This is a genomic window from Mesorhizobium sp. M0029, assembly GCF_040323735.1.
GTDB lineage: Bacteria > Pseudomonadota > Alphaproteobacteria > Rhizobiales > Rhizobiaceae > Mesorhizobium.
Genome location: NZ_JAMYVF010000001.1, coordinates 478997 through 496616, shown reverse-complemented (window position 1 = coordinate 496616; position 17620 = coordinate 478997). Strand labels below are relative to the sequence as shown.

20 protein-coding genes are annotated in these 17620 nt (G+C 63.2%); 7 read left to right on the top strand and 13 right to left on the bottom strand.

Features of this window, described 5'->3' with window-relative positions:
* Nucleotides 1–103: 103 nt before the first annotated feature.
* A complete protein-coding gene (locus NKJ76_RS02460) occupies nt 104–550 on the bottom strand; it encodes a YcgN family cysteine cluster protein (RefSeq protein WP_023672465.1) in 447 nt (148 codons plus the stop codon).
* 202 nt (nt 551–752) lie between these two features.
* On the opposite strand from NKJ76_RS02460, the gene NKJ76_RS02455 reads away from it, so the two are divergent.
* Together NKJ76_RS02455 and NKJ76_RS02450 are read left to right on the top strand one after the other, a co-directional pair.
* Nucleotides 753–2948: an OmpA family protein gene (locus NKJ76_RS02455; protein WP_352536701.1), complete on the top strand. Its 2196-nt coding sequence runs from the start codon at nt 753–755 to the stop codon at nt 2946–2948.
* A 326-nt stretch (nt 2949–3274) separates the two neighbouring features.
* Nucleotides 3275–3790, top strand: coding sequence for a TIGR00645 family protein (locus NKJ76_RS02450; protein WP_023741128.1), 516 nt, complete (start codon nt 3275–3277; stop codon nt 3788–3790).
* Between the two features lie 132 nt (nt 3791–3922).
* On the opposite strand, the gene NKJ76_RS02445 is transcribed toward NKJ76_RS02450, so the two are convergent.
* The 3 genes from NKJ76_RS02445 to NKJ76_RS02435 form a co-directional block, all read right to left on the bottom strand.
* The gene (locus tag NKJ76_RS02445; RefSeq protein WP_352536700.1) at nt 3923–4789 is read right to left on the bottom strand and encodes an SDR family oxidoreductase; all 867 of its coding nucleotides are present in this window, start codon (nt 4787–4789) and stop codon (nt 3923–3925) included.
* A gap of 119 nt (nt 4790–4908) precedes the next feature.
* The gene (locus tag NKJ76_RS02440) at nt 4909–5616 is read right to left on the bottom strand and encodes a helix-turn-helix transcriptional regulator (RefSeq protein WP_352536699.1); all 708 of its coding nucleotides are present in this window, start codon (nt 5614–5616) and stop codon (nt 4909–4911) included.
* A gap of 8 nt (nt 5617–5624) precedes the next feature.
* Entirely contained in the window at nt 5625–6497 is an 873-nt protein-coding gene (locus NKJ76_RS02435; RefSeq protein WP_352536698.1) for a S1C family serine protease, read from the bottom strand.
* Between the two features lie 169 nt (nt 6498–6666).
* Here NKJ76_RS02435 and NKJ76_RS02430 point away from each other — a divergent pair, with 169 nt between their 5' ends.
* Complete coding sequence (locus NKJ76_RS02430) at nt 6667–7617, top strand: S1C family serine protease (RefSeq protein ID WP_352536697.1); 951 nt, start codon at nt 6667–6669, stop codon at nt 7615–7617.
* Nucleotides 7618–7630: 13 nt separating this feature from the next.
* On the opposite strand, the gene NKJ76_RS02425 is transcribed toward NKJ76_RS02430, so the two are convergent.
* Both NKJ76_RS02425 and NKJ76_RS02420 read right to left on the bottom strand, forming a co-directional pair.
* Nucleotides 7631–8566 carry an arginase family protein gene (locus NKJ76_RS02425; protein WP_352536696.1) on the bottom strand — a complete coding sequence of 312 codons (936 nt, stop codon included), beginning with the start codon at nt 8564–8566 and terminating at the stop codon, nt 7631–7633.
* Between the two features lie 54 nt (nt 8567–8620).
* Nucleotides 8621–9046 (bottom strand): VOC family protein, encoded by a 426-nt coding sequence (locus tag NKJ76_RS02420; protein WP_352536695.1) that lies wholly within the window; start codon nt 9044–9046, stop codon nt 8621–8623.
* Between the two features lie 66 nt (nt 9047–9112).
* Between NKJ76_RS02420 and NKJ76_RS02415 the strand changes: the two genes are divergently transcribed.
* Nucleotides 9113–9739: a TetR/AcrR family transcriptional regulator gene (locus NKJ76_RS02415; protein ID WP_023751192.1), complete on the top strand. Its 627-nt coding sequence runs from the start codon at nt 9113–9115 to the stop codon at nt 9737–9739.
* Here NKJ76_RS02415 and NKJ76_RS02410 read toward each other — a convergent pair.
* Entirely contained in the window at nt 9672–10628 is a 957-nt protein-coding gene (locus tag NKJ76_RS02410; protein ID WP_352536694.1) for a LysR family transcriptional regulator, read from the bottom strand. The genes NKJ76_RS02415 and NKJ76_RS02410 overlap by 68 nt on opposite strands.
* Before the next feature lie 109 nt (nt 10629–10737).
* Between NKJ76_RS02410 and NKJ76_RS02405 the strand changes: the two genes are divergently transcribed.
* Both NKJ76_RS02405 and NKJ76_RS02400 read left to right on the top strand, forming a co-directional pair.
* Complete coding sequence (locus NKJ76_RS02405) at nt 10738–11373, top strand: FMN-dependent NADH-azoreductase (RefSeq protein WP_023689756.1); 636 nt, start codon at nt 10738–10740, stop codon at nt 11371–11373.
* Nucleotides 11374–11887: 514 nt separating this feature from the next.
* Nucleotides 11888–12169, top strand: a complete 282-nt coding sequence (locus NKJ76_RS02400) for a hypothetical protein (RefSeq protein WP_352536693.1) — start codon at nt 11888–11890, stop codon at nt 12167–12169.
* A 47-nt stretch (nt 12170–12216) separates the two neighbouring features.
* Here the strand turns inward: NKJ76_RS02400 and greA are convergent, their stop codons facing one another.
* From greA to NKJ76_RS02385, 3 genes are all read right to left on the bottom strand, one after another.
* On the bottom strand, nt 12217–12699 hold the full coding sequence (greA, locus tag NKJ76_RS02395; RefSeq protein WP_023749972.1) for a transcription elongation factor GreA: 483 nt from the start codon (nt 12697–12699) through the stop codon (nt 12217–12219).
* A gap of 101 nt (nt 12700–12800) precedes the next feature.
* On the bottom strand, nt 12801–13094 hold the full coding sequence (locus NKJ76_RS02390; RefSeq protein ID WP_023672451.1) for an HlyU family transcriptional regulator: 294 nt from the start codon (nt 13092–13094) through the stop codon (nt 12801–12803).
* 101 nt (nt 13095–13195) lie between these two features.
* On the bottom strand, nt 13196–13867 hold the full coding sequence (locus NKJ76_RS02385; RefSeq protein ID WP_352536692.1) for a PadR family transcriptional regulator: 672 nt from the start codon (nt 13865–13867) through the stop codon (nt 13196–13198).
* 271 nt (nt 13868–14138) lie between these two features.
* Here NKJ76_RS02385 and NKJ76_RS02380 point away from each other — a divergent pair, with 271 nt between their 5' ends.
* Nucleotides 14139–14396 carry a DUF2798 domain-containing protein gene (locus tag NKJ76_RS02380; protein WP_023672449.1) on the top strand — a complete coding sequence of 86 codons (258 nt, stop codon included), beginning with the start codon at nt 14139–14141 and terminating at the stop codon, nt 14394–14396.
* Between the two features lie 45 nt (nt 14397–14441).
* Here NKJ76_RS02380 and NKJ76_RS02375 read toward each other — a convergent pair whose 3' ends face one another.
* The 3 genes from NKJ76_RS02375 to rpoD form a co-directional block, all read right to left on the bottom strand.
* The gene (locus NKJ76_RS02375) at nt 14442–14822 is read right to left on the bottom strand and encodes a thiol-disulfide oxidoreductase DCC family protein (protein ID WP_352536691.1); all 381 of its coding nucleotides are present in this window, start codon (nt 14820–14822) and stop codon (nt 14442–14444) included.
* 69 nt (nt 14823–14891) lie between these two features.
* The gene (locus NKJ76_RS02370; protein ID WP_023733294.1) at nt 14892–15185 is read right to left on the bottom strand and encodes a GYD domain-containing protein; all 294 of its coding nucleotides are present in this window, start codon (nt 15183–15185) and stop codon (nt 14892–14894) included.
* A 196-nt stretch (nt 15186–15381) separates the two neighbouring features.
* Nucleotides 15382–17406: an RNA polymerase sigma factor RpoD gene (rpoD, locus tag NKJ76_RS02365; RefSeq protein WP_023672446.1), complete on the bottom strand. Its 2025-nt coding sequence runs from the start codon at nt 17404–17406 to the stop codon at nt 15382–15384.
* Nucleotides 17407–17620: the final 214 nt, after the last annotated feature.

Here is a 17620-nt window from a genome sequence, read left to right as displayed (position 1 = left end):
ACAGGTTGAAAGCAACCGCCCCTTCCACCGCTGCAAACGATCCTGACCGTCAAAAACGTCCAATGGCGCAGAACGCCCTATGGCAAGGTCCGTTCCAGAATGCTCAGGGCTCGTCGTCGAGCATATAGTCGAAATAGTCGTCCGGCTCGGCCAGATCGGTCTCACTGGCGCGGACGCGGCCGCGCATGGAGATGCCGGCATCATGAACGGTCTCGGCACTTCCCGACACCAGCCTGTGCCACCAGTAGAGGTCGTGCCCCTCGGCAACCAGCCGGTAGGCGCAGGTTTTCGGCAGCCAGGTGATGGTGCGCACATTCTGCGGCGTCAGCCCGACACAGTCCGGCACGCGCGCCAGCCGGTTGGCATAGTCCGAACAGCGGCAGCTTTGCCCATCGAACAGCCGGCAGCCGACTGATGTCCAGTAGATCTCGCCGGTATCCTCGTCCTCGAGTTTAGACAGGCAGCACTTGCCGCAGCCGTCGCACAGCGATTCCCACTCGGTGGGCGTCATCGCTTCCAGCGTCTTGGTCTTCCAGAACGGCGTTTCCATTATGGGCTGAGATGTGGCCTCCGCATGCGGCAAGGTCAAGCTGTTGTGTGACTTCAAATTCCGGCCGCACCATAGGAAAAACATGAAGTTGCCTTCAAAACGCCGGTCAATCGTCCTTGGGTGCGGGTAATGCCTGCAAACCGGAACCAATCCGGTCAAGGACAGTTTGGGCAGGGATGGGACCCCACAAGGAGAATTTAAGATGAAACGCCAACCACGGGTACTGGCAGGTACGGCACTTGGCCTGCTTATGGCATCCGCGCCGTTGGGCGCATCCCCGTTGCACGGCAACGCCGTTTTCGGCCCCTTGCAGCACACGGCCGCGCCACTGATCCTGGTCCAGGACGACCCTGCTGCAGATGGTCAGCAGACCGACCAGGAACTGCCGCGCAAAAAGAAACGCCAGCAGGCCGAACAGGCAGCGCCGGCCGCCGAGCAGCCTGCACCGGCTGCAGAGCAACCCGCCCCTGCCGCCGAGGAACAACAGCCGCGCAGGAAGAAGCGGGATCAGCAGCAGACCGAGCAGGCCCCGGCCGAACAGGCCGCACCTGCCGCCGAGGAACAGCAGCCGCGCAAAAAGAAGCGCAATCAACAGCAGCAGATCGAGGCGGCGCCTGCGGATGAGGGCGGCGCCCAGGCAGCGCCGGCGACCGATGAGCAGCCGCTCAAGCCACGCAAGAAGAAGCGTGACCAGCAGCAGATCGAGGCAGCACCGGCTGAACAACCGGCCGAACAGGTAGCTCCGGCAAATGAAGAACAGCCGCTAAAGCCACGCAAGAAGAAGCGCGACCAACAGCAGATCGAAGCGGCGCCCGCTGAACAGCCGGCCCAGCAGCCTGCCGAGCAGGCAGCGCCCACCGAACAGGTGGCGCCGGCAAACGACAACAAGTCGGGCAAGAAAAAGCGCAAGCAGGATCAGCAGATTGAGGCCGCGCCTGCCGACAAAGCGCCAGACGTCAAAGTTGCGCCTGCCGGAGAGCCCGCGCCGCAGGCCGAGCCGATTCAGCCCCCGGCCGATCAGCAAGCGGCTCCCGCCGAAGGTGAACAGCCGAAGGATCAGGCGAAAAAGCACGGCAAAAAAACTGTCAGCGAACAGCCGGTGACGGGCGAACAGCAGCCTGCGACCGGTGAACAACAGCCTGCGGAGCAACCGGCCAATGCCGAGCAGCCCGCGCAAGGTGAGACGCCGGCGCAGGGCGAAGCCACGGCCAACCCCGACGAAGCACCCATTCTGGACAGCCAGAAGGATGCCAGGCGCAAGCACCGCAAGGACCAGGGCGGCAACAGCCAGAATGGCGAGGGCCAAAATGGGAACGGCCAGAATGCTGGGGGGCAGACGGGCGAGCAGCCCGCGCAGGGCGGCACCGAGGCGCAAGCCCCGAAGCCGGCTCCGGTCGACCAGGGACCGCCGCCCACCGACGACAAGTCGGCTCAGCAGGCAATTCAGCCAGAAAAGATCGCCCCGGTGACGGAGGAAAAAGGCAAACGCGTCGAGCGTGCACCCGATGAGAACGTCCGCGACCGCCGGCGTCCGAAAGGCGTCGACGTCGTCAAGGAACTCGGCGACCGCGTCATCCTGCAGTTCAACAACCAGACGATCGTGGAAAGCAATGACGCTCCGCGCATGCACCGCGGCGCCAGGAATGTTTACTATGAGGAACTGTCGGGCGATCGCTCTCGGGAAATCGTCGAGCGCGACAATGGCATCCAGATCGTCACCATCCGCAACCGCAATGGCGACGTCATCAGGCGATCGCGCATCACGCCGGATGGGCACGAATATGTGCTGAGCTATGTCGACGAGCGCAGCTATGACGACGACAATGACTGGCGCGATCCCGGTGACGACCTGCCGCCGATGCGGCTCACCATCCCGCGCCGCGAGTACATCCTCGATTCGGAAGATGTCGAAAGCCCGGACGATTATTACGAGTTCCTCGAACAACCGCCGGTGGAGAAGGTCCAGCGCCTCTATTCCATCGACGAAGTGAAGCGTTCGGCGCGCGTGCGCGACATTGCCCGTCGCGTCGACCTCGATACATTGAACTTCGAGTTCGGCTCGGCCTCGATATCCGACACCGAAGTGCAGAAACTGGAAGGCGTCGCCACGGCCATGGAGAAACTGTTGAAGAAGAACCCGGCCGAAACCTTCCTGATCGAAGGCCACACCGATGCGGTTGGCACGCCGGAAGCAAACCTTGCTCTGTCCGACCGGCGCGCTGAGTCTGTCGCCGAAGCGCTGACCAATGCCTTCGGGATCCCGCCGGAAAACCTGACCACTCAGGGCTATGGCGAGGAATACCTGAAGGTCAACACCACGGCGCCCAACCGCGAGAACCGCCGTGTCGGCATCCGTCGCATCACCTCGCTGGTGGCACCGGTGGCGAGTAACAATTGATCTGCTTTCCAATGGCTTGAGCAGCTTTCTGGAATCAGATCGACAACAAGGACCCATCCCGGCAGATCGGGATGGGTCGAGCTGCGGACAGCAATCCCGGTTCAGCAAGAATTGTACTGGTATTAGAACCGGCTCATTGAATAGAGCGGCCGCCCTCCCCAGATTCAAGCCTGGGCGTTCCCTGCCCCGTCCCGACTCCAGCGGGATGCATTGAACCCCGCCGGCCCTCCCGGCGGGGTTTTTTTGCGTCGCAATTTGCCTTGCAAACTGCGGCAAGCTGATCGAAATACCCCAGTCGACCTCAGAAAGCTGACCGGAACCGCTGCATGAAACGTCTCGAACTCGCCATCGAATCGATCATCCTCGCCTCACGCTGGCTGCTGGTGGTTTTCTACATCGGGCTGGCCCTAGCGCTCGCCGTCTATGCGCTGTCCTTCGGCAAAAAACTCTACGAGTTCGTCATGGTCGCCTTCACACTCGACGACACCGACACCATCCTGAAGATGCTCGGCCTCATCGACGCCGCACTTGTCGCCTCGCTGGTGGTGATGGTGATCATCTCCGGCTACGAGAATTTCGTCAGCCGCTTCGACGACCAGGATGGCGGCGTGCACTGGCTGGGTACGATCGATGTCGGTTCGCTGAAGGTCAAGGTCGCCTCGACCATCGTCGCTATTTCCTCGATCCACCTGCTGCAGGTGTTCCTGAATTCGTCTTCCTATATGATCGACCAGCTGATGTGGCTGACCATCATCCACCTCGCTTTCGTCGTCTCGGCGCTGATGCTGGCCTATATCGACCGGCTGATGGGACTGAGCAAAGGCAAGAAGGGCGAGGAGTGATGAACCCCTTTTTCTCCCCATTCATGGGGAGGTGAGGCTGGTCCGCACAGCGGGCGAAAAGCCAATTGCTTGGTCTTTCGAACAACGCCGGCGGGTGGATGAGGAAGCAACGCCGTCGGCCCGTGATTTCCGTCAGTAGATGCTTTTGACGTTCGTCGGCGAATTGGCAAATACCGCGTCCGGCACGAAAAAGTCTCCGGCCAGCGGCCCGGTCGCGCCCGGCGCGTAGGCCGCGAAATCGGTCACGCCCTCGGCCCGCAGCACCTCTTCATCAATGTAGAAATTGCCTGATGTCTCGCGCGATGGCCGCAGGAAGATGGCGTGTGCGGCATCGGCCATGATGTCGGGCAAGCGGCTCATCGCCGCGACCGTCGCGCCACCGAGCAGATTGCGCACCGCAGCCGTGTCGATGGTCGAGATCGGCCACAGCGAATTGACCGCGATGCCGTCCTTGGCAAACTCGGCGCTCATTCCCAGCGTGCACATCGACATGCCGAACTTGGCCATGGTGTAGGCGACGTGGTTCTTGAACCATTTGGCCTTCATATCGAGCGGCGGTGCCAGATTCAGAATGTGAGGATTCTCAGCCAACTTCAGGTGGGGAACGCACATTTTCGACACCAGGAAAGTGCCGCGCGTGTTGATCTGGTGCATCAGATCGTAGCGCTTCATGTCGGTCTCCAGCGTGCCGGTGAGCTGGATGGCGCTGGCATTGTTGACGCAGATATCGATGCCGCCGAACTTTTCGAGGGTCTTGGCAACCGCCTCGGCCACCTGCGCCTCCTCGCGGATGTCGCACAAAACAGGCAGCGCCTTGCCGCCGGCCTGCTCGATCTCCTCAGCTGCCGAGTAGATCGTGCCCGGCAGCTTCGGATGCGGCTCGGCGGTCTTGGCCGCGATCGTCACATTGGCGCCGTCGCGCGCCGCCCGCAACGCTATCGCCAGCCCGATGCCGCGCGACCCGCCGGAGATGAACAGCGTCTTTCCCTTGAGCGACATGTCTTGGCACCTCCCTTGCTACATCACTGACGCGAACCATTGCGCGGCGGCAATGCACTGCGCAAGGCCTCGGCAGCCTGCAACGGGTTACGCAACGTAGGCTCAAACGGAAAAGGGGGTTAGACCAGCACCAGGCCCTGCCGCATCGCGATCGCGATGGCATCCGTGCGGTTCGCAGCACCCAGCTTGATCAGGATCGCGGCGACGTGGAACTTTGCCGTGTGCACGGAGATGTTCAGCCGCCGCGCGATCACCTTGTTGGGCGCGCCTTCGGCCAGCAGCGCCAGCACTTCGGCCTCGCGCGGCGACAGCGCCGGACGGGCGGTAGCGCCATCGTCCAACGGCTCCTCGCCGAACAGCCCGCTATGGCTTCCGCCGTTGGCGGCGCCATCGAAATCGTCGTGGCGAGCGGGCGTCGAACGCCCATCCCTGGACACCCGGTAGCCGGCCGCCGCCAGTCTGACGGCAGCCGCGATCAGATTCGCATCCGACGCCAAAGGCAGCACGGCAAGCACCCGGTTTTCCGGCCGGCCAGCGCTCGCGGATAGCAGCACCCGTGGGATTGCGCTGTTGCCACCATCGGCTCGATCGAGCCAGGCCGCACTGTTCGCAACAGCGTCATCGAAGACAGCGACGTCGGCAATCCCGCTGCCGGCTACGACCGGAAGCAGATCGTCCGCCATGGCAAGCGAAGCTGACAGGCGCTCGGCACGCGCGGCATCGTGCAGCGCGATCAGCACCACGAGCTGGCGTCCGCCGCCCGCCACCTCCGGCCCACCCACCTCCGGCCCACCCGCCTCCGGCCTTGTCAGCGTGTCGCTTTCCATCGGCCCTCTCAGCTCAGCGGTTTTTCACCGACGGTCAGCGCGACGTCGCGCTGCTCGCCGCCGCGCACCACGCCGAGCGTCACCGCAGCGCCCGCGCTATCCGGCCCAAGCTTTCGGATCAGTTCGCGCGGGCCGTGCACGGCCTCGCCATTCCACGCCACGATGATGTCGCCCAGCGCAAGGCCGGCGGCCTTGGCCGGACCATTGTCGTCGAGGCTCATGACCATGGCGCCGCGCGCCGCGCCGTCACGGATCGGGTGCAGGCCGGCGCCGAGATAGCCGCGCGCGACATGGCCCTTTTCACGCAGCGTCGCCACGGCCCGCTCGATCGTCTCATAAGGCATGACCAGCGCACGACCATGTGGCCCAAACAGCAGCATGCCGATCAGCGCGCCCTTGGCGTCAAGCACCGGCCCGCCCTCGAAACGGCCGCCGGCATTGACGGCGAGATTGATGCGCCGATCGATGGTGCCGCCGCGCATCGAGCGCCAGGCGGGGCCGACCTCGCCGACCGAGCCCGAGACAGCCAGCGCCGAGCCCTGACTGCTGCCGACAGCGATGGCGACGTTGCCCGGCCGCACCCCATCCGCCTTGGCGAGCGCAGGCGCCGCGGCCGCGCCGGCCGGCTTCAGAAGCGCTACGCCGGTCGACGGATCGCGACCGACCAGTTCGGCCTTCACCGCTTCGCCCGAAGCCAATGTCAATTCGATCTCCTCACCGGCCTCGACAGCTTCCTCGGCGGTGACGAAATAGCCGTCACGCCAGTGGAAGGCGCTGGCGGTGCGATGGTGATCGGTGGTGAAACTTGCCGTTGCCGGCGCAGCCTTGGCGGCGAGATCGGCGATGGCGTCGGAAAATGCATTAAGGTTGAAGTCACTCATGATGATCTCCTGAGTTTTCTCATGCCCCAGATATCGCTCGGCAGTGCGCCCGGAGGTACTCGTCTGACGGCTAGTTACTGGTGTGACTGGCCATCTGGTCAGGTCGCGGCAGTTCGAGCCGCTCCGCACATATAGTCATCATCGCGCCTGAAAACACGGAGCCCCGCCAATGGCCCTCGCCGCCCACAAATTCGAAACCGACGACACACTGCTCGACGCCTATTCGACGACAGTCGCGGACGCCGTCGACCGGATCGGCCCAGCCGTCTGCCGCATCGAGCGCGTCGGTGGCCAAGGTGGCCATGGCTCCGGCTTCGTCATCGCGCCGGACGGGCTGGTCGTTACCAATTTCCATGTCGTTGGCGATGCCAAAACGGTGCGCGTCTCTATGCCCGACGGCGCCTCCAGCGAAGGCCGCGTGCTAGGCCGCGACCCTGACACCGACATCGCGCTGGTGCGCGCCGATGGCAGCTTCACCGAAGTCGCGCCGCTCGGCGATTCCAAGCGGCTGCGGCGCGGCCAGATCGCCATTGCCGTCGGCAATCCGCTCGGCTTCGAATGGACCGTAACGTCAGGCGTGGTCTCCGCACTTGGCCGTTCGATGCGCGCCTCGACCGGGCGGCTGATCGACGATGTCATCCAGACCGATGCCGCGCTCAATCCCGGCAATTCCGGCGGACCGCTGGTGTCGTCGGCAGGCGAAGTCATCGGCGTCAACACCGCCATGATCCACGGCGCGCAAGGCATCGCCTTTGCGGTCGCTTCCAACACCGCCAACTTCGTCATTTCGGAGATCATCCGCTTCGGCCGCGTGCGGCGCGCCTTCATCGGCATCTCGGCCGACACCACCAGTTTGCCGCGCCGCGCAGCGCTCCTGTCGCAGGTGACCACCAGTACTGCGGTGCGGCTGCGCAGCGTCGAGAAAGACGGACCCGCGGCGAAGGCCGGCCTCAGGGAAGGCGACATCATCGCGGCGATAGACGGTCGCCCGGTCACCGGCGTCGACGACCTCGTGCGCATGCTCGACGCCGAACGCATCGGCCGCGAGACGCTGTGCACAGTGGTGCGCCGCACCGGCGTCAGCCAGGTGACGGTGACGCCGGTAGCAAGGGCGAGCTGAGCCTTTATCGAAGCTAGAGCACCCGCCCGAGCAGCGACACCAGCAGTCGCGCAAGGTCACCAGTCGGGTCGAGGTCGGGATCGTAGATCGTCATGTCCAAGCCGGTGCAGCGCTGGTCCGCTGCCAGCGCCGACAGAATGGCAACGAGTTCATCGGGGTCGATGCCGGGGCTGCCGGGCGAATCCACCGCCGGCATCACCGTCTGGTCGAGCACATCGACATCGAGATGCAGCCAGTAGGGAAAGTCGGCGCGCGCCAGCGTCGCTCTTGTCTTTTGCAACACTCCAGCCGCGCCGAGTTCCTGCGCGGCAAAGACGTCGATGCGCGTCACGGCGGTCGCATTGATGTCGGGCCAGGCAAAATCGCGGCTCTCGCGTTCGCCGATCTGAACCACCGCCTCGTCGGCGACGAGCGGACCGACAACACCTGGCCATTGCGCCAGCAAAGCCTCGCCGCGTCCGGTGGCAAGTGCCAGATCCATGCCGGCAGCCGAGCCGAGTGAGGCATTGACATCGTAGTTGCCGGGATGGCGGAAATCGCTGTGGCCATCGACATGGACCAGGGCGACCGCGCCCGAGCGCCGCGCGGCGACCAGTGCGCCAAGCAGGATCGAGCAGTCGCCGCCGATGATCAGCGGGAACTCGCCTTGCCCAAGCGCACCGGTGACGATCTCGGCAAGATCGAGGTTGAAGCAGCGGATCGCCGGACCATTACGCAGCCTAGTGCCCGGTTGCGGTTCGGTACTGTAGGCGGGTCTGTCGAGATCGACCACCCGCCCCGGCGCCAGCGACTCGATCAAACCAGCTTCGCTCAGCGCCTGCGGCGCACGCCAGGTGCCGGGCACATGGCCCGGCTCCAAGGGCCGAAGGCCGAGATTGGATGGCGCACGAACAAGGCAGATGTCACGCATGCGGCAGGCCAGCTTCAACATCACCAACATAGACCGCATGGTGCGGGTCCGGCCACAGCGGCCGGAGCCGCTGCCGACATTTGCTGCCATTGTTCAGGCGCCCGCCGCGCCCGCCGCGAATTGCGCCTGAAATTCCGGGCTGAGCGGGATCGGCTTGATGACGTCGATCAGCACGCCATTGGGATCCCTGGTGATGAAATGGCGCTGGCCGAAGAGTTCGTCGCGCAGCGGGCACAGGATCGGCAGGCCGGCCGCAACGATCCGTTCATAGACAGCACCAGGATCCCTCACCTCGAAATTGATCAGCAGCCCCGATGTGCGGCCGCGCCCCCCCTCGGGGATCGTCTCGTGGTCGCCCTGGACGATACCGAGATTGACCCGGCGATCCTCGGCAGACTGCAGATGCACATACCAGTCGCTCGCAAACAGCGGCTTGAAGCCGAAGTGATTGATATAGAAGGCTTTTGTGCCGGCTACGTCGCCCGTCATCAGCACCGGATAATAGCTCGTCGTCTTCATCTTTCTTTCTCCCGTCAGCCAACATACAGTTTGCATGTAATTCGAAATAACATACAGGCTGCATGTATGCAACGAGAAACCCCGCGCCGCTCCAACCGCGACCGCACCGAAGCGACGCGCGCCGACCTGATCGCTGCGGCGCGCAAACTGTTCATCGAAAAGTCCTATGCCGAGACCGGCACGCCGGAGATCGTTGCGGCCGCCGGCGTCACCCGCGGCGCGCTCTATCACCACTTTGCCGACAAGCAGGCGCTGTTTGCCGCCGTGGTCGAGCAGGAGGCGGCGGCGGTGGCGCAAGAGATCGAGCGCGCCTCGCCGCCTTCTTTGTTTGCCCGTAATGCGCTGATTGCCGGCTCGGACGCCTATCTCGCCGCCATGCGCGCGCCCGGCCGGACGCGGCTTTTGCTGCTCGACGGGCCGGCCGTGCTTGGCCGCGCCGCCATGGATGCGATCGACAATCGCCACGGCAACCGGTCGCTGCGCGAAGGCCTGGTTGCGGCAATGCGCGAACAGTCGATGACCAGACTGCCGGCCGATGCGCTGACCGCTTTGCTCGCCGCTGCCTTCGACCGCGCAGCACTTGCCGTCGAGGCCGGCGCCTCGGCCGAAGACTATCGCGCCGTGCTCATTGCTCTGATCGATGGGCTGTCTCCGGCTCATCCTCAGGCAGGTCGTCCGGGTCGAACTCGTTGAAGCAGCCGAGCTGGCGTTTGAACTGGTCGATCAGCCAGGCCGCCGCCGGTTTCGGGCTGCGGTCGGCGCGGTGCATGGCATAGAGCGATGAGCGCACCTCGCTAAAAGGTTCAAGGTCGAGTTCGACCAGCCTGCCGCTGGCCAAATCGTCCGCGATCAGCCAGCGCGGCAACCCGCCCCAGCCCAGCCCCTCGCGCATCAACGTATGCTTGATACGCACATCTGTCAGCCGCCATGTACGATAGGCAAAGACGCCGAAGTCGCGTCCCTTGGTGCGTTCCGACTGGTCGGTGACAACCAGCTGGGTGTGCTCGCGCGCATCCTCGAGCGCCACCGGTTTCGGCAGCAGTGCCAGAGGGTGGGTGGGGGCGGCAGCCAGCACGATCGACATGAAGCCGATGCGCACGAGATGCACGTCGACCTCGCCCAGCAGGCCACCGATGCCAAGATCCGACTGCCCGCTGACGACATGGTCGGGGATCAGACCGAGCGTGCCGATATGCAGTCGCATCATCACGGTCGGGAACTGCGCCTCGAATGCCTTCAGCACCCGCACCAGCACTGGCGAGGGCAGCGCCGCGTCAACCGATAGCGCAACTTCAGCCTCCAGCCCCTGATGGTGACCGTCGACACGCGAACGCATGCGCTGCAGCACGCCGACCATGCGCCGGGCGTCCTCCAGCATCGCCCGGCCGATTTCGGTCAGCTGCGGCTCGCGCGTGCCCTCGCGCTCGAACAGTTTCAGGCCAAGCTGCGCTTCTAGATTGGCGATGCCGTAGCTGATGACGGACTGCGCGCGGTTAAGCTTGCGGCCGGCGGCTGAGAAGCTGCCGGTGTCGGCGACCGCAACCAGGATCTGCAATTGGTCGAGCGTCGGATTGGGCTGCACGGCATACCTACTTTATGGATGGATCATATAGATAATATACCAGTTTTTTGAATTGGTCGGTAGGTCCATATCAAGCGGGAGAAATCAATTCCCACTTGAGAGAACCGCTATGTCTATCCTGCTTGTAACCTCGAGCCCGCGCGGCGCTGCCTCGCACTCGACCCGTATCGCTACCGAATTCGCTGAAAAGCTCGTCGCCGCCGACCCGTCGAATACGCTCGTCGTACGCGACCTCGTGGCCAACCCGCTGCCGCATATCGACACCGATTATGCAACCGGCATCTACACCCCCGTTGAAGCCCGCACGCCGCGCCAGGCGGAAGTCGTCGGCGTCTCCGACATCGTGCTTGACGAACTGTTCGCAGCCGACACCGTGATCCTGGCCACCGGCTTCATCAACTTCAACATCTCCTCGACCCTGAAGTCCTGGGTCGATCACATCTCCCGCTCCGGCAAGAGCTTCTCTTATGGCGAGGGTGGTCCCAAGGGCCTCGTCACCGGCAAGAAGGTCTATATCGTACTCGCCTCGGGCGGCATCTATTCCGAAGGTGCGGCCGTGCAGTTCGATCACGCGATCCCCTATCTGCGCGGCGTGCTCGGCTTTCTCGGCATGACCGATGTCGACGTCATCCGCATCGAAGGCGTCGGCATGGGCCCTGATGCCGTCACCGCCGCACTTGCCAAGGCGACCGCCAAGGTCGATGCCGTCGTGGCCAAGACCGCGAGCGCGCAAATCGCCGCGTAAGCACACCCCGTCATTCGCATTGAAAAGGCAGGCGCTTCGGTGCCTGCCTTCTTGCTGTCCGGGGCCGAGAGCAGGGTACACCGGCAGATGGCGTGGTGTTCGTGGCGGGGTTTTCGATGGCTGCCAACTATTCTTGCCCGTTCATCAGCTGGCCCTCATAGGTTTGGAAGCCCCCGGCATCGCCATCGGATTTGCCGTTGGTCCACGGCCAATCTGTTTTTGCACCGACGGATCGGGCTAGACTCGTGCATCCCTGTCAAAACAGAGAGGCAACTTATGGCCGAATGTCCGAGTGGAGGAGAGAACAACGGAATTGTCGCAAGCGCTGTTGCCGACGACGATCCGCGTCTCGCGTTCATCTATCAGGAGGCGGTGAGAGGTCTCACTCAACAGCAGACGCTTGTGGAGAACATGAGCACCCGCCGGCAGCCTTGTCTTTGCCACCGCATTTGCCAACTCGCTACTCGGCGGTGCGGCGCTTTCCAACGGGCTTGGGCTTTGGGATTGGACCGCAGTGGCCCTGTTGTTCGGCATCGGCGGGCTGATCGTCTTCATGCTTTGGCCCTATCACCAATATACATTCCGCTTCGATCCGGAAGATCTGCTTGATCAATATGTCGACGGCGACAGGCCGACGACAATGTCGGCCATGCGCCGCGCGCTTGCCCTTCGGATCAAGGCGGACATGGCCGGCAACTGGCGAATTATCCAGCGGCTCCGGCTGGCGTTGCAGATTGCGCTGGTTTTTCTGCTGCTCGACATCCTGGCTTGGCTTTTGGCAATTGCGGGCATCTGATCACGTCTCAAGGTGCACCGGCCTCGGTCGCGCATCATACCTGCGTCCTAGGAAATGGACAGGATCTCAAGTTCGCGCGGCCCTAGTTGGACAAAGTCGCCAACGGTTTTTCCGGTCAGCGCGATGGCAACCGGCGAACCATGCGATATGGAAGCTTCAGACGGGTTGGCCTCATCCTCTCCGACGATGCGGAAGGTCTGAGTGCGACCATCATCACGCTTGAAGGTAACGGTGTGCCCGAAGGCGATCACCTCATTAGAGGTGGGCACCGGCATAAGCTGAGCCGTACGCACGCGCTCGGCATAGTAACGCATATCTCGAACCGGAATCGCTGACTGGCGTCGCCGCTCATTGACATCTTCCAGCACGCTAGCGGCCTCAAGAGCTTGCTGGGCGCGAGCCAATTCAACCTGCAGCGTCTTGAGGCCCGCTTCCGTGACAAGGTTGACCCGATCGGAGACAGGGCGAGCCGGCAGGATGGTTTCCGATGCTGCCTCGGCGCTTTCCTCCTTGGCAAACGCTACGCTCAATTGTCGATACTTTCTGCTTGCGGCCCACTGCCATTATTCGAGATTCTGGCGACGGATGACCGGCGCAAAACCTATGTTCGGCGCCTCGACCAGTTCGGCCCTTACCCGAACATCCTCTCGCCTTGCTCGTCGACCAGTTGCATGCCCTTCTTGATCGAGATGTCGACGGCGTCGTCCAGTCCGGCAAAGCGATCGGCGCGGATGAATTTGTGTTCCTTCATCACGCCGTCGACTTCCTTCGAAACCACGCCGCAGGTCTGGTATTGGCCCCCCTCCGCCTTGTAGGGCGTGGCGCTGATCAAAAATCCCTTGTGCTCAACCTGCTTTGCCGGTGCTGCGCTCTTGGGCTCGCCCCCCTCACCGCCACCACCGAAAAGACGCTTCAGAAAAGACATGGGGCTTCCTCCAACGGCAATCATCCTGCACCACGTCTCGCGGTGCAGGATGATTTTCAGTACCGTTCCTCAGTCGAACGGGCAAGCGTTCTCGCCAGGGGTCAACCGCGCGATAGCGCTTCCAGGGCTTCAGCGGCGGCTTCCAGGACTGCAATCGCCTCGGCCTGCTTTTCAGCCGGCGCGTCGACGAGATCGCCGAGCGCGGCACGCAGCCGGTGGCGCACGGCGCGGAACTCGTCGCGGGCTTCCGAGCGACCACCACGCCGTCCGCCTTCCTCGCCGTCGTCGTTCCAGCCGAACCAGTCCCGCGCTTTCGCCATCTTGCGGCCGAAGCGCTCCAGATGCTCGAGCACGCCGTCGATCATCTCGCGGTTCTCGGCGAGATGCGCCTGGCCCGCCTCGGTGATCGAAAACACCTTCTTGTTGCCGTCGGCGGCTGAAGCCGCATAGCCGGCCTCTTCCAGGAAGGTCAGCGTCGGATAGACGACGCCCGGGCTCGGGCTGTAGATGCCGCTGGTGCGCTCTTCCAGCGCCTTGATGATGTCGTAGCCGTGGCGAGGCGCCTCGGCCAGCAGCGACAGCGTGATCAGCTTGAGATCGCCGTCGGCCAGCATGCGCCCGGCGCGAAACATGTCGCCCGGGCCACCGCGTCCACCGCCACGTCCGCCGTGGCCGAACGGACCAAAGCCGCTGCCCCCTCTTCCACCAAATTTGCCTGCCATGTGCAGGAATGCGCGCTCGGCGCGCTCGCCAAAGGGATGATGTCTGTGCATGAATTACTCCTTGAATTATATCTTACGATACATCTCAATTAGGCTCGCCCCGCCGACGAGTCAAGATATATCTTACGATGTATCTAAAGGCGGCGCCAGAAGGTTGATTTCGCCGCCGCCGGCAGCTAGAAAGCGCGTGAGGGCCAAAACCTCTCCGTAAGCGTCTGACGTCAAGCAACGCATCCACCCCGGTCTTTCCGGGCAGTTCCGCCGGAAACCCGGCGCAATGGATGCCAAATGCGACGGACCGGATGTTCAGGAAAATCCAAAAATGACCACGACCCGTAAGCGCGGCAAGCTGCCGGCGCGCTATGCCGCGATCGTCAGCCCGCTGGTGCTGTCGCTGCTGATGACCTTCATCGTCTCGTTCATATCGACGCTGAAAAGCCTTGGACTGCAACCTGATTTGCCGGCTGTCTGGCTCACTGCCTGGGGCCTGTCCTGGCTGGTAGCGTTCCCAACGTTGCTCATGGTGCTGCCGGCGGTGCGCCGCATCGTCGGCTGGCTTTGCGAGCCAGCGTCCCGGTAACGCCCATGACGGCAAGGCCCGCAGATATCTTCGGGCCTTGCCTCCCTACCAGCGAGCCTTGCGCCGGTTCCAGGCATAGAGAAGATCGGCGAAACGATCATAGGCCCAGCGTGTCAGCGGCAGCGCGACCGGATTGCCGAAGAGCGTCGCCAGCCAGCCCTCGCCCGGCGTCGCCCGCCAGACGGCAACCGCGACATCGGCGCCGACCAGCAGCCTGCCTTCGGCATCGGTGGCATGCAGCCGGCGGCGTATGTCCTCCAGCGAGGCGCCGTAGCCGGCCAGCGCCGCCGGTTCGAGGTTGATGTCGCGGAATTCGATCCGCCCGGCCTTGATCGCCTCGATCAGCCGCCGTTTCTGCCGGGTGATGCCGCCATCGCAAACCGGGCAGCGTGTGTTGTACCAGACGGTCAGCGCAGGCTTGGACATGGCGCGACTATCACCCTGACGGCACGGCCCCGCAATATGACGCCGAGCCGCACGGACCCACGCCCAGCGCTATCCAAGCGAGGCGACGATCTCGCGATAGGCAAATTCCGGGAAAGCCTTGAGCGTTCGCGTCTTGACGCTGCCACCCGTTGCCAGCATCAAGGCGAAACGAGCAAGCACAGCATCGTCGGGCGCCTCGATAATCGCCACCATGTCATATTCGCCCATAGTCAGGTAAAACGCCTTGAACGAGCCGCCCATGTCGGCCAGTTGCTTCTTGGCGGCATCGAGCCGCTTCGGCGACTCTCGGATATTTCTGGCGCCCTGTTCCGTCCAGTTCATCAGCAGGATATAGGTTGTCATCACACACCTCCCTCCGGCGCCACAGAGCACGGCTCAGGTTGTCAACCTTCGCCGGGGCGAGCATCCGGTTTGTCGCCCAGAACATGCATCCGACCAGGCAAGTATCCTCCCGACGGAGATGGGCGACAAGAGCCCTCCCCGGGCAACAAAAAGGGCGCCGTCGGCGCCCTTTTCGAATGCTGGTCTGTTGCCGCTATCAGCTGTCGAGGAAGCTCCTCAGCTTGCGGCTCCGGCTCGGGTGCTTGAGCTTGCGCAGCGCCTTGGCCTCGATCTGGCGGATCCGTTCGCGGGTGACCGAAAACTGCTGGCCGACTTCTTCCAGCGTGTGGTCGGTGTTCATGCCGATGCCGAAGCGCATGCGCAGCACCCGCTCCTCGCGCGGCGTCAGTGAGGCCAGAACGCGTGTGGTGGTCTCGCGCAGATTGGCCTGGATCGCCGCATCGATCGGCAGGATGGCCATCTTGTCCTCGATGAAATCGCCCAGATGCGAATCCTCCTCGTCGCCGACCGGCGTTTCGAGCGAGATCGGCTCCTTGGCGATCTTCAACACCTTGCGCACTTTTTCGAGCGGCATTGCGAGCTTTTCTGCCAGTTCCTCCGGCGTCGGCTCGCGGCCGATCTCGTGCAGCATCTGGCGCGACGTGCGCACGATCTTGTTGATCGTCTCGATCATGTGCACCGGAATGCGGATGGTGCGCGCCTGGTCCGCGATCGAACGCGTGATCGCCTGCCGGATCCACCATGTCGCGTAGGTCGAGAACTTGTAGCCGCGGCGGTATTCGAATTTGTCGACCGCCTTCATCAGGCCGATATTGCCTTCCTGGATCAGGTCAAGGAACTGCAGGCCGCGATTGGTGTATTTCTTGGCGATGGAGATGACAAGGCGCAGATTGGCCTCGACCATTTCCTTCTTGGCGATCGCGGCTTCGCGCTCGCCCTTCTGCACCTGGTTGACGATCTTGCGGAATTCCAGGATCGAGATCGCCGTCTCGGTGGCGAGGTTCTGGATTTCCGAACGCAGATCCTTGATCGCGTCCTTCTCGTTCTTGGTGAATTCCTTCCAACCGCGCGAGGTCAGGTTGCCGATCGAGCGCGTCCAGTTCGGGTCGAGCTCGGATCCCTGATATTCCTTGAGGAACTCCTCGCGGCGCACGCCATAGCTTTCGGCCAGGCGCAGCAGCTTGCCTTCGTTCTGCACCAGGCGCTTGTTGATGTCGTAAAGCTGCTCGACCAGCGCCTCGATGCGCGCCGTGTTGAGCGACAGCGACTTCACCGCCTTGATCAGCTGGTCCTTCAGCTCCTTCAGGCGGCGGTCCTGGCTGGGCGACAGCGTGCCCGTCGCGGCCAGACGGTTTTCGACCTGCTGGTCCTGCAGCTTGCGCAGCTTCTTGTAGGTGTCGGCGATGACGTCGAGCGTCTCCATCACCTGCGGGCGCAATTCCGCTTCCATCGCCGCCAGCGACAGGCTCGCCTCGTCCTCGTCTTCCTCGTCGTCATCGACCAGGCCGCGCGTGTCGGCGCCGACATTGGTGATGTCGTCTTCCTCGTCGCGTCCACGCCTCGGCTTGTCCTCGGCCTTGGGCGCCTCCTCGATGCGCTCGACCACCGGCGCCTGCTTGGCTTCGGGGCCGGCATAGGTGGCTTCGAGGTCGATGATCTCGCGCAGCAGGATCTTGGATTCGTTGAGCTCGTCACGCCAGATGATGATGGCCTGGAAGGTCAGCGGGCTTTCGCAGAGGCCCGCGATCATCGTTTCGCGGCCGGCCTCGATGCGCTTGGCGATCGCGATTTCGCCCTCGCGCGACAGGAGCTCGACCGAGCCCATCTCGCGCAGATACATGCGCACCGGGTCATCGGTGCGGTCGGTCGGCTCTTTCTTGGTGGTCGTGGCCGCGACGGCGGTGCCGGTCTGCTCGGCCAGTTCGTTGGCGTCTTCCTCGGCGTCGGCATTGCTGTCGGCGGCCTCGGGCTCCTCGCTCTGATCGTCGTCCTCGACCACGTTGATGCCCATGTCGGACAGCATCGCATTGATGTCTTCGATGCGATCCGGATCGGTCTCTTCCGACGGCAGAACCGCGTTCAGTTCGTCGAGAGTCACATAGCCGCGCTTCTTGGCGGCCTTGATCATCTTCTTGACAGCATCATCGGAAAGGTCGAGCAGAGGCCCATCGGTTGCGCCTTCACGTTCGGTCTCGACCTCTTCCTTTTCCTTTGTCGCCATAGTCTTTATCTTCTCCTAGCGGCCGAGCATCGAAGCCGCGTAGCTGCCGCACCGGTCAAACTACATGCGCTGGTGGCGCTTAACCGGGCCGGTAACCGAATCAACTCTTTTGTTTGTTCATATCGTGCCCCAAAACCGGTTTTCACTTTTGGGCGATATGCATTAAGTCCAGATTAACCCTGATATCTGTGGCAGGCTGACAGCCTGTCCAGTG

Coding starts and splice junctions, on each gene's coding strand:
- NKJ76_RS02385 (WP_352536692.1), bottom strand. CDS start 13,867: ATGCACAGACATCATCCCTTTGGCGAGCGCGCCGAGCGCGCATTCCTG.
- NKJ76_RS02425 (WP_352536696.1), bottom strand. CDS start 8,566: ATGCGGTCTATGTTGGTGATGTTGAAGCTGGCCTGCCGCATGCGTGAC.
- NKJ76_RS02420 (WP_352536695.1), bottom strand. CDS start 9,046: ATGAAGACGACGAGCTATTATCCGGTGCTGATGACGGGCGACGTAGCC.
- NKJ76_RS02405 (WP_023689756.1), top strand. CDS start 10,738: ATGTCTATCCTGCTTGTAACCTCGAGCCCGCGCGGCGCTGCCTCGCAC.
- NKJ76_RS02380 (WP_023672449.1), top strand. CDS start 14,139: ATGACCACGACCCGTAAGCGCGGCAAGCTGCCGGCGCGCTATGCCGCG.
- NKJ76_RS02430 (WP_352536697.1), top strand. CDS start 6,667: ATGGCCCTCGCCGCCCACAAATTCGAAACCGACGACACACTGCTCGAC.
- NKJ76_RS02445 (WP_352536700.1), bottom strand. CDS start 4,789: ATGTCGCTCAAGGGAAAGACGCTGTTCATCTCCGGCGGGTCGCGCGGC.
- NKJ76_RS02440 (WP_352536699.1), bottom strand. CDS start 5,616: ATGGAAAGCGACACGCTGACAAGGCCGGAGGCGGGTGGGCCGGAGGTG.
- NKJ76_RS02370 (WP_023733294.1), bottom strand. CDS start 15,185: ATGACAACCTATATCCTGCTGATGAACTGGACGGAACAGGGCGCCAGA.
- NKJ76_RS02390 (WP_023672451.1), bottom strand. CDS start 13,094: ATGTCTTTTCTGAAGCGTCTTTTCGGTGGTGGCGGTGAGGGGGGCGAG.
- rpoD (WP_023672446.1), bottom strand. CDS start 17,406: ATGGCGACAAAGGAAAAGGAAGAGGTCGAGACCGAACGTGAAGGCGCA.
- NKJ76_RS02435 (WP_352536698.1), bottom strand. CDS start 6,497: ATGAGTGACTTCAACCTTAATGCATTTTCCGACGCCATCGCCGATCTC.
- NKJ76_RS02450 (WP_023741128.1), top strand. CDS start 3,275: ATGAAACGTCTCGAACTCGCCATCGAATCGATCATCCTCGCCTCACGC.
- NKJ76_RS02460 (WP_023672465.1), bottom strand. CDS start 550: ATGGAAACGCCGTTCTGGAAGACCAAGACGCTGGAAGCGATGACGCCC.
- NKJ76_RS02375 (WP_352536691.1), bottom strand. CDS start 14,822: ATGTCCAAGCCTGCGCTGACCGTCTGGTACAACACACGCTGCCCGGTT.
- NKJ76_RS02415 (WP_023751192.1), top strand. CDS start 9,113: ATGCAACGAGAAACCCCGCGCCGCTCCAACCGCGACCGCACCGAAGCG.
- NKJ76_RS02455 (WP_352536701.1), top strand. CDS start 753: ATGAAACGCCAACCACGGGTACTGGCAGGTACGGCACTTGGCCTGCTT.